Source organism: Blastomonas sp. CCH9-A1 (assembly GCF_001557175.1).
In the GTDB taxonomy this organism is placed as follows: domain Bacteria; phylum Pseudomonadota; class Alphaproteobacteria; order Sphingomonadales; family Sphingomonadaceae; genus Blastomonas; species Blastomonas delafieldii_A.
The window spans coordinates 239,961-252,183 of record NZ_LSHM01000057.1 but is presented as its reverse complement, the minus strand read 5'-3'; the positions used below and the strand labels follow the sequence as shown (position 1 = coordinate 252,183).

12 protein-coding genes, 2 tRNA genes and 1 other RNA gene are annotated in these 12,223 nt (G+C 63.6%); 7 read left to right on the top strand and 8 right to left on the bottom strand.

What is annotated here, in order from left to right; translation table 11 throughout:
- The first annotated feature begins 479 nt into the window (after positions 1–479).
- Complete coding sequence (locus AX725_RS16150; protein WP_060979713.1) at positions 480–1,136, top strand: hypothetical protein; 657 nt, start codon at positions 480–482, stop codon at positions 1,134–1,136.
- An 84-nt stretch (positions 1,137–1,220) separates the two neighbouring features.
- Here the strand turns inward: AX725_RS16150 and katG are convergent, their stop codons facing one another.
- A complete protein-coding gene (katG, locus tag AX725_RS16145; protein WP_066113898.1) occupies positions 1,221–3,431 on the bottom strand; it encodes a catalase/peroxidase HPI in 2,211 nt (736 codons plus the stop codon).
- Positions 3,432–3,606: 175 nt separating this feature from the next.
- Positions 3,607–3,683: transfer RNA gene (locus tag AX725_RS16140), tRNA-Pro, on the bottom strand.
- Between the two features lie 145 nt (positions 3,684–3,828).
- On the opposite strand from AX725_RS16140, the gene thyA reads away from it, so the two are divergent.
- The 4 genes from thyA (at position 3,829) to AX725_RS16120 (ending at position 8,488) form a co-directional block, all read left to right on the top strand.
- Complete coding sequence (gene thyA / locus AX725_RS16135; RefSeq protein ID WP_060979711.1) at positions 3,829–4,794, top strand: thymidylate synthase; 966 nt, start codon at positions 3,829–3,831, stop codon at positions 4,792–4,794.
- Between the two features lie 118 nt (positions 4,795–4,912).
- Positions 4,913–6,187: a 3-methyl-2-oxobutanoate dehydrogenase (2-methylpropanoyl-transferring) subunit alpha gene (locus AX725_RS16130; RefSeq protein ID WP_060979710.1), complete on the top strand. Its 1,275-nt coding sequence runs from the start codon at positions 4,913–4,915 to the stop codon at positions 6,185–6,187.
- Positions 6,188–6,213: 26 nt separating this feature from the next.
- Positions 6,214–7,218, top strand: coding sequence for an alpha-ketoacid dehydrogenase subunit beta (locus tag AX725_RS16125; protein WP_031318007.1), 1,005 nt, complete (start codon positions 6,214–6,216; stop codon positions 7,216–7,218).
- Between the two features lie 4 nt (positions 7,219–7,222).
- Positions 7,223–8,488, top strand: coding sequence for a dihydrolipoamide acetyltransferase family protein (locus AX725_RS16120; RefSeq protein WP_060979709.1), 1,266 nt, complete (start codon positions 7,223–7,225; stop codon positions 8,486–8,488).
- Positions 8,489–8,525: 37 nt separating this feature from the next.
- Here the strand turns inward: AX725_RS16120 and AX725_RS16115 are convergent, their stop codons facing one another.
- Complete coding sequence (locus tag AX725_RS16115) at positions 8,526–8,993, bottom strand: DUF11 domain-containing protein (protein ID WP_060979708.1); 468 nt, start codon at positions 8,991–8,993, stop codon at positions 8,526–8,528.
- 181 nt (positions 8,994–9,174) lie between these two features.
- Here AX725_RS16115 and AX725_RS16110 point away from each other — a divergent pair, with 181 nt between their 5' ends.
- Positions 9,175–10,344 carry an AI-2E family transporter gene (locus AX725_RS16110; protein WP_060979707.1) on the top strand — a complete coding sequence of 390 codons (1,170 nt, stop codon included), beginning with the start codon at positions 9,175–9,177 and terminating at the stop codon, positions 10,342–10,344.
- A gap of 55 nt (positions 10,345–10,399) precedes the next feature.
- Positions 10,400–10,476, top strand: a tRNA-Asp gene (locus AX725_RS16105).
- 71 nt (positions 10,477–10,547) lie between these two features.
- Here AX725_RS16105 and AX725_RS16100 read toward each other — a convergent pair.
- From AX725_RS16100 to AX725_RS21020, 5 genes are all read right to left on the bottom strand, one after another.
- Positions 10,548–10,757 carry a DUF2842 domain-containing protein gene (locus AX725_RS16100; protein ID WP_060979706.1) on the bottom strand — a complete coding sequence of 70 codons (210 nt, stop codon included), beginning with the start codon at positions 10,755–10,757 and terminating at the stop codon, positions 10,548–10,550.
- Positions 10,754–11,317, bottom strand: coding sequence for a 5-formyltetrahydrofolate cyclo-ligase (locus AX725_RS16095; RefSeq protein ID WP_060979705.1), 564 nt, complete (start codon positions 11,315–11,317; stop codon positions 10,754–10,756). Before AX725_RS16095 ends, AX725_RS16100 begins: the two co-directional genes overlap by 4 nt.
- Before the next feature lie 78 nt (positions 11,318–11,395).
- Positions 11,396–11,552: non-coding RNA, 6S RNA (gene ssrS, locus AX725_RS16090), on the bottom strand.
- 8 nt (positions 11,553–11,560) lie between these two features.
- Entirely contained in the window at positions 11,561–11,947 is a 387-nt protein-coding gene (gene zapA / locus AX725_RS16085) for a cell division protein ZapA (RefSeq protein WP_060979704.1), read from the bottom strand.
- A gap of 5 nt (positions 11,948–11,952) precedes the next feature.
- Entirely contained in the window at positions 11,953–12,159 is a 207-nt protein-coding gene (locus AX725_RS21020; RefSeq protein ID WP_155645962.1) for a hypothetical protein, read from the bottom strand.
- Positions 12,160–12,223 lie beyond the last annotated feature (64 nt).

Here is a 12,223-nt window from a genome sequence, read left to right as displayed (position 1 = left end):
CTCCCAACCCTCCCCCCTGAAGGGGAGAGGGCTCCACCGGCCCGCCCCAATACGCACCACCAGAACTCCCCTCCCTGCAAGAAAGGGGAACGCGCTTTATCGACGCCTGTCCCGCAAGCAATAGCCCAACCACCCCTGCTCATCCTTAGCAGCGGGCTTCAGCCCGCAAAGGCGAAGGACCCGCGCCCATGTTGCCGATATAACGGGGCCTCCGACAAGCTCAGGCCAGGCGGAGGGGGCAAGCTATGCCTACATGACGGCCTGATATAGGCAGGGCGCAGCCCATTTCCTGAAAGCCGGATAGAACATTGGTCAGCAAGAATTAGGTTCTGGCATGCTAATCCCCTCAACCAGCGGGCGGGCGATATGCAAATCTACGGGCGGGAAAGGATGGCGCTATAATCTTTGGCAGGAGGCCTGGCAGGTCGGCAGCTGATGAACCGAAAGCTGTAATCGAGAGCGCATCGGCCAAGGTCTGGATGAGCGGCGTGCTGGACAACTACGATATCGGCATGAAGCAGGGCGCGCGCGCGAAGTTTTACGGTCATGACTGGAATCCAGCTTCGTTGGAACTGCCAGTACCACCAGAAGAGGTTCTGGCAGCCTCTAAACGACACAGGCAAGGCTTTTCGCTGCAACGGTCGGAGTTTCCGGAAGCGATCGCGGTCTGGGACGAAAAGCGGTTCAAGAAAGTCAAAGACATTTTTATGGCTGGGCCCTTTTATGCTGTGAAGGGCAGACTTGCCGAAATCCTCTCTCAGTTCGATCTGGGAGAAGGTGGGCTGATCCCATTTACCATCTACAAAGCCGACCTAGAAACGCCTTACCCCGGTGAATTTTTTCTGCTGAACTTCGGCTGTCACAAAGAAACGGTTCTACCGGAGCAAAGCCGGAATGTCGTCAAGCGTGGCATCAGTGTCAAAACTGGACAGGAATTATGGAAAGTCAATGGCTGGTCCAAAGAAGGGGATGTCGTTGTTTCACCTGCTGTATTAGAGGGCCCTGACCTATGGTTTGATCCTGCTATCTACAATAAGGTCTTCATGAGCGACCTTTTGGTCAAGGCCCTGTCAGAAATCGGTCTGAAGGACGTATTCCATCTGGAGGAATGCCGCATCATCGCAGGCGACGCATGACGGAACATCTTTGCAATCGCCCCTTGTAAAAAAGCCCCGGACATCGCTGCCCGGGGCTTTCTCATTCACCTAACCACCACCCGCTCACTTCACATCGAACCGGTCGGCGTTCATCACCTTCACCCAGGCGGCGATGAAGTCCTGCACGAACTTCAGCTCGTTGCCGCGTTCGGCATAGACTTCGGACACCGCGCGCAGTTGCGAGTTGGAGCCGAAGACCAGGTCGGTGCGCGTCGCGTGCCAGCGGGTTTCGCCGGTCGCGCGGTCGGTGCCGACGAACTCCTCGTCGCCGCTCTCGTCGACGGTCTTCCAGGCCGTGCGCATGTCGAGCAGGTTGACGAAGAAGTCGTTGGTCAGCAGGCCCGGACGGTCGGTGAGCACACCCTTCCTGCTGTTGCCGGCATTGGCCCCCAGCACGCGTAGCCCCGCCACCAGCACCGCCATTTGCGGGATCGACAGGCCGAGCAGATGCGCGCGGTCGAGCATGATCTCCTCGGTCTTCACCGTCTGCTTCGTGGCAAGATAGTTGCGGAAGGCATCGGCGCGCGGTTCGAGCGGCTCGAAGCTCTCTGCATCGGTCTGCTCTGCGCTCGCATCACCGCGACCGCCGAGGAACGGCACCGAGACATCGAAGCCCGCATCCCGCGCCGCCTTCTCGACCGCAGCGCTTCCCGCCAGCACGATGGCATCGGCTACCGACAGGGGCCCACGCAGTTCCTCGATCTTCGCCAGCACCGTCGCCAGCTCCGCCGGGTCGTTCACCGCCCAGTCCTTTTGCGGCGCCAGACGGACGCGCGCGCCATTGGCTCCGCCGCGATGGTCGCTGCGGCGATAGGTCGAGGCCGAGGCCCAGGCCGCCTTGATCAGCGCGCTCCTCGGCAGGCCGCTTGTAAGGATCGCCGTCTTGAACGCCTCGACCGCCGCATCCGAAGGGTTTGAACCGGCGGGCACCGGGTCCTGCCAGATCAGGTCTTCGGCAGGGACTTCAGGGCCGAGATAGCGGACCTTTGGCCCCATGTCGCGGTGCGTCAGCTTGAACCAGGCGCGGGCAAAGGCATCGTCGAGCGCCGCCTGATCGTCGCGGAAGCGTCCGGAGATCTTGCGATATTCTGGGTCCATCTTCAGCGCCATGTCGGCGGTGGTCATCATCGTCGGCACCTTCTTGGAAGGATCGCGCGCATCGGGCGCCATGTCTTCCGGGTCCGGGTTGATCGGCTGCCATTGCTGCGCGCCCGCCGGGCTGCGGACGAGCTCATAGTCATACTTGAACAGCAGGCGGAAATAGTCGCCGCCCCATTGCGTGGGGTTGGGTGTCCAGGCGCCTTCGATGCCCGACGTTGTGATGTGTCCGCGCTCGATCTGTTCGGCATCGGTCGCCCAGCCAAAGCCCATCAGCTGCATCGCCTCGGATTCGGGTGCGCCGCTCAGCTGGTCGGGCGGCACCGCCCCATGCGCCTTGCCGAACGCGTGACCGCCAGCGGTGAGCGCGACGGTTTCCTCGTCGTTCATCGCCATCCGCTCGAAGGTGATGCGCATGTCGCGCGCCGATTGCAGCGGATCGGGCACGCCGCCCGGGCCTTCGGGATTGACGTAGATCAGCCCCATCTGGATCGCGGCGAGCGGGGCTTCGAGTTCCCATCCCTTGTCGGGCTGGATGCGGGTTTCCGCGCCCGTGTCGACCCAGGCTTCCTCGGTGCCCCAATAGACGTCGCGCTCGGGTTCGAACACGTCGGCACGGCCACCGCCAAAGCCGAAGACAGGGCCGCCCATCGATTCGATCGCGACATTTCCGGTGAGGATGAACAGGTCGGCCCAGCTGATATGCTTGCCGTATTTCTGCTTGATCGGCCACAATAGGCGGCGTGCCTTGTCGAGATTGCCGTTGTCGGGCCAGCTGTTGAGCGGGGCAAAGCGCTGCTGCCCGCTGCTCGATCCGCCGCGTCCATCGGCGGTGCGATAGGTGCCGGCGCTATGCCAGGCCATGCGGATGAAGAAGGGGCCGTAATGACCGTAATCGGCGGGCCACCAGGGCTGCGAGTCGGTCATCAGCGCGTGCAGATCAGCCTTGAGCGCCTGATAGTCGAGCTGCTTGAACGCCTCGGCATAATCATAATCCGGGCCCATCGGGTCGGGCGAGGTGCCGTTCTGCGTCAATATGTCGAGCTGCAGCGCATCAGGCCACCAGTCGCGGTTGGTCCGCCCCAGCAGCGCGCGAACGCCGCCATCCTTGCCGGAAAACGGGCAGTTGCCGCCCATGCCGCCATTCTTGCCTACGGTTCCGGTCTTCATGTCCATGGCTCGTCTCCTTCATCGAACGAATGACGCTAACATAGGAAAGTTCCATGAACGGCTGAAACGATCAAACTATGTCAGTTCAATCGAAGAGGTCGATTGAAGCCGAGCGAGGGCGCAACGCGACAAGGCCCGGCAAGCCGGGTTCGTCGCGAAGATCAGGATCGATACGAGGAAATGGTCGGGGAGAGAGGATTCGAACCTCCGGCCCCTGCCTCCCGAAGACAGTGCTCTACCAGGCTGAGCTACTCCCCGACCCAGACTTCATGGTGCCTTGCGGCGCCTGGGAGGCAGGGGCGTGCCTATAGCCACGGGTTTCGCAGACTGCAAGCGGCCTTTTGCGCTTTTCTTGTCGGCCCCGCGTTGGCGGAGCTTCGAGGCCCGTGCTAGGCATGGGCGCATGGAAACAGCAGTGCAGAGTCGCGCGCCGCAAACAGCCGCGCAGGATCATTTCGAATGGCAGTATCTCGACCTGATGCGCCAGGTCTGGACGCGCGGGCATAAGCGATCCGACCGCACTGGCGTAGGTACGCGCTCGGTCTTCGGGGCCAATATGCGCTTCGACCTTTCGGGCGATGCCATTCCGCTGCTCACCACCAAGCGCGTCTACTGGAAGGCGGCCGCGCGCGAGATGCTGTGGTTCCTCACCGGAGAAACCAACATCCGCCCGCTGGTCGCGCAGGGGGTGCATATCTGGACCGACTGGCCGCTCGATGCCTATCGCAAGGCGACCGGCGAGGCGATCGAGCGCGACGCGTTCGAGGCGCGAATCATCGCCGATGCCGATTTTGCCGAACGCTGGGGCGATCTTGGCCCGGTCTATGGCAAGCAATGGGTCGACTGGCCGGTTTACGAGCCGGTGGGCGAGGGGCTGTTCCGCCAGCGCGAACAGGGCATCAACCAGATTGCCGAGCTGGTCGAGAGCCTGCGCCACAATCCCGGATCGCGCCGGCATATCTTCGAAGGCTGGAATGTCGCCGAGCTCGACCGTATGGCGCTGCCGCCGTGCCACAAGACCTATCAGTTCTTCGTTGCGGACGGGAAGCTGACCGGGCTGCTCTATCAGCGTTCGTGCGACCTCGCGCTGGGCGTGCCGTTCAACATCTTCTCCGCCGCGCTGATCACGCGGATGCTGGCGCAGCAATGCGATCTGGAGCCGGGCGAGCTGATCTGGAACGGCGGCGATGTGCATCTGTACCTCAACCATGAAGAGCTGGTCGAAACCCAGCTTGGGCGTACGCCCTCGGGTGCGCCGAAACTTGCGATCACACGGCGGGCGACGAGCATTTTCGATTACCGGATCGAGGATTTCGAAGTCCGCGATTATGCGCCGCAAGCGCATATCGCCGCTCCCGTCGCGGTGTGAAGGGCAGCACTATTGACCTATCGCGAATCTTGAAATATTATGTCCGGGTAGGGCAATTAGTCGAAAGGCCAGCAAGAGCCGCCCCGACCCATTGCCCGCCAGCCCGAGAGGATATTTGATGGCCGATGGTCCTGCCCGCACGAACCTGCAGCCGCTTGCGCTGCACGTTCCAGAGCCCCGCTCGCGCCCCGGCGATCCGGTCGATTTCAGCGATGTCGTGATTCCCGCCGCCGGCAGCATGCCGCGCCCCGACGAGGCGATCTCGCCGCATGACATGCGCGATGCAGCCTTCGGTCTGGTCCGCGTGCTCGACGAGGAGCACAGGGCCGTTGGTCCGTGGGACCCGCGCCTCTCGCCCGAGACGCTGCTCAAGATCCTGCGCACCATGGCGCTGACCCGCGCTTTCGACGAACGGCTCTATCGTGCGCAGCGCCAGGGCAAGACCAGCTTCTACATGAAGTGCACCGGCGAGGAGGCGACCTCGGTCTCCGCCGCCGCCGCGATGCAGGGCGACGACATGGTCTTCCCCAGCTATCGCCAGCAGGGCATTTTGATGTGGCGCGGCTATCCGCTGGTCGAGATGGTCAACCAGATCTACTCGAACGCGGGCGACAAGCTGAAGGGCCGTCAGCTGCCGATCATGTATTCGGTGCCCGAGCTCAGCTTCTTCACCATCAGCGGCAACCTGACCACGCAATATCCGCAGGCCGTCGGATGGGCGATGGCGAGCGCGATCAAGGGCGATACGCGCATCGCCAGCTGCTGGTGCGGCGAGGGATCGACGGCGGAAGGCGATTTCCACAGCGCCATGACCTTTGCCTCGGTCTATAACGCGCCGGTCATCCTCAATGTCGTCAATAACCAATGGGCGATTTCGAGCTTCTCGGGCTTTGCCGGGGCCGAGCGGACCACCTTTGCCGCGCGCGCTCTGGGCTATGGCATCGCCGGCCTGCGTGTCGACGGCAATGATGCGCTCGCGGTCTATGCCGCGACCCGCTGGGCCGCCGAGCGCGCGCGCGCCAACAAGGGCCCGACGCTGATCGAGCATTTCACCTATCGCGCCGAAGGGCACAGCACCTCCGACGACCCTTCGGCCTATCGCAGCGCGCAGGAAAGCGCCGAATGGCCGCTGGGCGATCCGATCCACCGGCTGAAGCAGCACTGCATAGCGCTCGGCATCTGGGACGAGGAGCGCCACGCGGCGATGGACCTCGAACTCGCCGAAATGGTCAAGCAGGCTACCAAGGAAGCCGAGAAGAACGGTGTTCTGGGTCACGGCATGCACCAGCCGTTCGAGACGATGTTCGAGGACGTGTTCGAGGAACTGCCCTGGCATCTGCAGGAGCAGATGGCGCAGGCGCTGGAAGAAAGGGCCGCCAAATGGCCGAAGTGATCGATGCCGCAAGCGATACCCGCACCATGAACATGATCGAGGCGATCAACAGCGCCCTCGACGTGATGATGGCGCGCGACGACAATGTCGTCATCATGGGCGAGGATGTCGGCTATTTCGGCGGTGTGTTCCGCTGCACCGCCGGCCTGCAGAAGAAATACGGCAAGACCCGCGTGTTCGACACGCCGATCAGCGAATGCGGCATTGTCGGCGTCGCGGTCGGCATGGGGGCCTATGGCCTGCGCCCGGTGCCGGAGATCCAGTTTGCCGACTATATCTATCCCGGCATCGACCAGCTGATCTCCGAAGCGGCGCGGCTGCGCTACCGCTCGGCGGGCGAGTATATCGCGCCGATCACGGTGCGCTCCCCGTTCGGCGGCGGCATTTTCGGCGGTCAGACGCACAGCCAGAGCCCCGAAAGCCTGTTCACCCATGTCGCGGGCCTCAAGACCGTGATCCCGTCGACGCCTTATGACGCCAAGGGGCTGCTGATCTCGGCGATCGAGGACAATGACCCGGTCATCTTCTTCGAGCCCAAGCGCATCTATAACGGCCCGTTCAGCGGCTATTACGACCGCCCGGTCGAACCCTGGTCGAAGCACGCCGCCTCAGCCGTGCCGACCGGCCATTATCGCATCCCGCTGGGCAAGGCGAATGTGGTGCGCGAAGGCGAGGGGCTTACCATCCTGGCCTATGGCACGATGGTCCATGTCGCGCTCGCCGTGGTGGAGGCGAACAAGGTCGATGCCGAGGTGATCGATCTGCGAACGCTGCTGCCGCTCGATATCGAGACGATCGAGGCGTCGGTGAAGAAGACCGGGCGCTGCCTGATCGTGCACGAGGCGACGCGCACCAGCGGTTTCGGCGCGGAGCTTTCGGCACTGGTGCAGGAGCGCTGCTTCTATCATCTCGAAGCCCCGGTCGAGCGAGTCACCGGCTTCGACACGCCCTATCCGCACAGCCTGGAATGGGCGTATTTCCCCGGCCCGATCCGCATCGGTCGCGCCATTGCCAAGATCATGAAGGACTGACGCCATGGCCACCTATACCTTCAACCTGCCCGATATTGGCGAAGGCATTGCCGAGGCGGAAATCGTGGCGTGGCACGTCAAGGTCGGCGATCGGATCGAAGAAGACGGCCGTATTGCCGACATGATGACCGACAAGGCGACGGTCGAGATGGAATCGCCGGTCTCTGGCGTGATCCGCAAGGTCGCCGGGGCCGAGGGCGACGTGATCGCGATCGGATCGATGCTGGTCGAGATCGAGACCGAGGGCGAGGACGCGCCAGTGGTCGAATCCGCACCGGCGCCGGAAGTTATCGAGGCCGAGACGCCCAAGGCACCGCCCGTTGAGGCTGCGGCTCCTGCACCTGCTCCGAGCGCCGCGCCGGTTGCGCCCAAGGCGGCTTCCGGAGACGGGCCCCTGCCTTCGCAGGGGAGCGAATCGGGCGAGAAGGTGCTGGCATCGCCGGTCGTGCGTCAGCGCGCGCGCGATCTGGGGATTGATCTCGCCAAGGTGCGCCCGGCCGAGGGCAACCGCATCCGCCATGCCGATCTCGACGCCTATCTGAACTATGGCGGCACGCGCGCCGGACCGGGCCGCGCAGCGGACGAGGAAATCCGCGTCATCGGCATGCGCAAGCGCATCGCGCAGAACATGGCCGAATCGAAGCGCCACATTCCGCACTTCACTTATGTCGAGGAAATCGACGTGACGAAGATGGAGGAGATGCGCGCCGAGATGAACGAGTCGCGTGGGTCCCGGCCCAAGCTGACCGCGCTGCCGATCCTGATCGCCGCGATCTGCAAGACGCTGCGCGAGTACCCGATGCTCAACGCGCGCTATGACGACGAGGCCAATGTCGTCACCCGCTTCGGCGCGGTGCATCTGGGGATCGCCACCCAGACCGATGCTGGGCTGATGGTCCCCGTGCTGCGCGGCGCGGAAAGCTTGAGCGTCTGGGACATGGCGAGCGAGATCGCGCGGCTGGCCGATGCAGCGCGCAGCGGCAAGGCGAAGAGCGAGGAGCTTTCGGGCTCGACGCTGACGCTGACCTCGCTGGGTCCGCTCGGCGGTATCGCGACGACCCCGGTGATCAACCGGCCCGAGGTCGCGATCATCGGCCCCAACAAGATCGTCGAGCGGCCGATGGTGGTCGATGGCGCGGTGATCATCCGCAAGATGATGAACCTGTCGATCTCGTGCGATCACCGGGTGGTGGATGGCTATGACGCCGCCAGCTTCGTCCAGGCGCTCAAGCGCCGGATCGAGACGCCGATCTATATCTTTGCCGATTGATCATATTCTCCCCTCCCGCTTGCGGGAGGGGAAAGTGCTAGCGCACGATCGCGCGGAAGGTGACGCGGCGTGTCTCGCCCTGCATCAGCGTGTCGCCGACGCGCCAGCGCAGGTGCGTGACGTCTTCCGGATTGGCCGGACGCCAGTTGCCGTTGCCCAGCCGCACGCGCAGCGCCGACAGCGGTCCCCAGCTACGGCCGCCGTCGATCGAGACCAGCTCGCTGCCATCGACGGTCTCGTCGAGCCGTACGGTGCGGGGCAGGGGGTTGGTCACGGTGAAGCCCTGCACGGGGCGATTGCCCGTGTTGCGATATTCGACGACATAGATCAGCCGCTCGCCCGGGCTCACCTGCCGCGCGGGTTCAAGCCGTACGCGGCGCGCGCCATCGGGCTGTGGTGCGATTCGTTCCACGAAAATGGAGGCCTTGGTCATGACATCGCTCGATGCCAGGGCCGCGCCAGGCATCAGCATGGCGGTCAGCGCGAGTGCAGTGCGCAGAAGCATTCAATTCCCCGATTTGCCCCCGCCGGGATGGTCCGGCTGCGGCCACGGGTACGTCCGATCTTCCAACATATGGTTAATGGCCCAGCAGGAAAGATGAATCGATGCCGCTGGATTGTGCGCGACATAACGGGCAGATATAGGCCGAAAACGCCCGGATTTTGGGCCAAGGGCCTATTTGCGCATGTCTTTACCTCCAGCCGAACGTACCGAAACCGATGAATTGCGGCGTGACCGCCTGCTCGCGGCGCTGGCGCTGATCGCGGGTGTCGCGCTTTTCCTAGCCTTTCCGTTCGCCATGCGCGCCGGTTCCGAGTTCTTCCTGCCGCTGGCGGTCGCGATCGTGCTGTCGATCGCGCTGGTGCCGGCGCTCGAATGGATGGAGCGGCGTGGGCTGCCCTCGATGGCGGCGGCCTTTCTCTGTCTGGTTCTGTTCCTGACGATCGCCAACGGCGCGCTGGCGGTGATCGTGGTGCCGGCGACGGACTGGTTTCTGCGGCTGCCCGACCGGATCCCCAAGATCATGGAGAATCTGGCGCCGCTGATCGACCTCTATTCGGACCTGCAGAAGTTTGTCGACGATACGACGCGGCTGGTTTCGGGTTCGATGGTGAAGGCACAGGCAGCGGCGACCGCCTCGCCCGAATCACTGCTCGACCTGTTTGCCAGCGCTGCACCCGCCGTCGCGCTGCAGATGGCGTTTGTGATCCTGCTAATCTTCTTCTTCCTCGCGGGCTGGACCAAGCTGCGCGAGAACGCGATCAACAGTCGTGGCAGCTTCACCGGCGCGATGGCGACCGCACGGGTGATCCAGAACGTCGTGTCGGCCACCTCGGCGTACCTCACCACCATCACCGTCATCAACCTGCTGCTGGGTCTGTCGGTGGGGATTGTCGTGTGGATGCTGGGCATGGAATCCCCCGCGATGTGGGGCGGGATCGTCGCTCTGCTCAATTTCATCCCCTATCTGGGGCCGGTGCTGGCGGCGGTGCTGCTGGCGCTGGGCGGGCTGATGACCTTTGGCGATCTCGGCACCGCGCTGATTCCCGCAAGCGTGCAGGTCGTCTTTCATCTGGTCGAGGCGAATCTGATCACGCCCGCGGTGCTCGGCCGCCGTCTGACGATGAACCCGCTGCTGATTCTCGTGTCGCTTAGCTACTGGGCCTGGGTCTGGGGCACGACCGGCGCGCTGCTGGCGGTGCCGCTGCTCATCATCATCCAGACCGTCGTGGCGGCGGCTGGCAAGCCGGATATCGCCGGATTCCTGTTCGAATCGGGAACGCTCACCCGGCAGCCGCGCGATGGAGAGACGGCAGCGACCGAGCCACTTTCGCCGGTTCGTGGGAAAAATTGAAAGAGGCTGTTGACAGGCGGCGAGACCGCTTCTAGTGGCAGCGCTCCAACGCGATGCGGGTGTAGCTCAGTTGGTTAGAGCGCCGGCCTGTCACGCCGGAGGTCGCGGGTTCGAGCCCCGTCACTCGCGCCATTGGTCTGGTGAGACTTCACCGCAATGGTCACCTGCATGCGTTGGAAATCATTCGAAAATAGCTGAAACGATCAGGCCCGCCAGCGGCCTGTTTCCATCCAGATCATCAGTGGTCGCATCGGCGCGATCCAGATGATCCCGGCGATGCAATAGATCACCGATTGCACGGCGATGTGCCAGTTGCCGATGACGCTGGAAAAGCTGGCGACGATCACCGCCCAGAGGGTGATGATCCCCAGGATCGCGAAAATGCCCACGGGCTTGCGCATGGTCGGCTTCATGGCAGAACTCTCTCGTTGGTCGGCAGCAGGACCTGCTGCTCGGTGATCACCGCGTCGAGCGGCATGTCGTGATCGTCGGTCGGGACGCGCTCGGCCTGCTGCACGGTCCAGCCCAGACCGATTCGGCGGGTATCCGGATGCTGGGCGCACCAGCCATCATAATGCCCGCCGCCCTGGCCCAACCGGTTCAGCGAGGCGTCAAAGGCGACCAGGGGCATGAACAGTGCATCGGGCACCACTTGGGGCATCGCCATATGCGGCTGAGGTCCCCATGGGCCTTTTTCCAGCGTCTCTTCGGACCCGGTCCACAGCCGGAAGGCCAGCGGACCTGCATGCTCGCGCGTCCAGGGCAGGGCGATCATCTTGCCCATGTCGAGCATGTGCATCGCATAGCGCCCTGTCGGCACTTCGCCCGGCACGGCATGATACAGGCCGACGATCTCGGCGCTCTCGATCAGCGGCAGGATCGCGCGTGGCGGGCGGCCGAAGATCAGCGCGCGATGCGCTTGCGGAAGCGCCTGCCAGTGCTTCAAGCGTGCAGCGCGCATCGCCCGCCGCATCTCCCGCTTCTGGCTGAGTAGATCGGACAAGCGCGCACCTAACTGTCTGGAAGGGAAGGGGCCCGCTTAAGGGCCATGGTTGGAACCGCCTTGGCCGTTTGCTGGAATATCCTCTGACGCCAGTAACGTCAGGTGGGCGCCGTGTGCCTCTGGCCGGAGCCAGGACAGGGACAGCTCCCTTGGAAGATGTATCGCCTCAGGGATGTTCTCTGCAGCTCGTACCAGGCAGTCCCGAAAGGAGATTTAGGACGCAGCGCCCTGGTTCTCAAGCCCCGCCGCCAGATTCTCAATCCGTTTGGCCAGCTTCTCGATCGCACGCGCGGCCAGTTCGGTGTCGTTGTCGTGCGCCAACAGGTCGCCCTGCTGCGGCGGGGCGGGCTCCGCCTTAGCTGCACTGGCTGCACTCGCCGCGAGCGCTTCGGCGGCCCGGTCTTGGGTTTCGGCAAGTTCATCGGCGAGCAGCAGCCCGGCAAACAGCAGGGCGCGGGTTTCGGTCAGTCCGCCAGAGGCACTGGCCTTTCGCGCCGCAGTGTCGAGCATCGTGCCCAGCCGCGCCAGATGTTGTTCCTCGCCGGGCTGGCAGGTGACGCTGTAGATTCGTCCGCCGATGGTCAGGCGCATATCGGGCATGGTGCTTACTCCGCCTTGGCCAGCAGGGCGTCGATCCCGGCCAGCGCTTCGGCAGCGGCAGCCTTGAGCACCGCGTGGCGCTCCAGCAACTCGTCGCTGGCGGCTATGGTGTGCGACTGCAGATTTTCGGCAAGGCCGACATGCGCCGATTCCAGCCGTGACAATGCTCGCTCCAATTGTCCGATAGCCAGGATAAGTCGTTCATTTGCCATGGAATGACCTTATCAACAAATGGCGCAAAATCAACTTTAGGACAAAGTGAGGCTTTTGCGGAAC

Coding starts and splice junctions, on each gene's coding strand:
- AX725_RS16150 (WP_060979713.1), top strand. CDS start 480: ATGAGCGGCGTGCTGGACAACTACGATATCGGCATGAAGCAGGGCGCG.
- AX725_RS16110 (WP_060979707.1), top strand. CDS start 9,175: ATGTCTTTACCTCCAGCCGAACGTACCGAAACCGATGAATTGCGGCGT.
- katG (WP_066113898.1), bottom strand. CDS start 3,431: ATGGACATGAAGACCGGAACCGTAGGCAAGAATGGCGGCATGGGCGGC.
- zapA (WP_060979704.1), bottom strand. CDS start 11,947: ATGCCCGATATGCGCCTGACCATCGGCGGACGAATCTACAGCGTCACC.
- AX725_RS16100 (WP_060979706.1), bottom strand. CDS start 10,757: ATGAAGCCGACCATGCGCAAGCCCGTGGGCATTTTCGCGATCCTGGGG.
- AX725_RS21020 (WP_155645962.1), bottom strand. CDS start 12,159: ATGGCAAATGAACGACTTATCCTGGCTATCGGACAATTGGAGCGAGCA.
- thyA (WP_060979711.1), top strand. CDS start 3,829: ATGGAAACAGCAGTGCAGAGTCGCGCGCCGCAAACAGCCGCGCAGGAT.
- AX725_RS16125 (WP_031318007.1), top strand. CDS start 6,214: ATGAACATGATCGAGGCGATCAACAGCGCCCTCGACGTGATGATGGCG.
- AX725_RS16130 (WP_060979710.1), top strand. CDS start 4,913: ATGGCCGATGGTCCTGCCCGCACGAACCTGCAGCCGCTTGCGCTGCAC.
- AX725_RS16120 (WP_060979709.1), top strand. CDS start 7,223: ATGGCCACCTATACCTTCAACCTGCCCGATATTGGCGAAGGCATTGCC.
- AX725_RS16115 (WP_060979708.1), bottom strand. CDS start 8,993: ATGCTTCTGCGCACTGCACTCGCGCTGACCGCCATGCTGATGCCTGGC.
- AX725_RS16095 (WP_060979705.1), bottom strand. CDS start 11,317: ATGCGGCGGGCGATGCGCGCTGCACGCTTGAAGCACTGGCAGGCGCTT.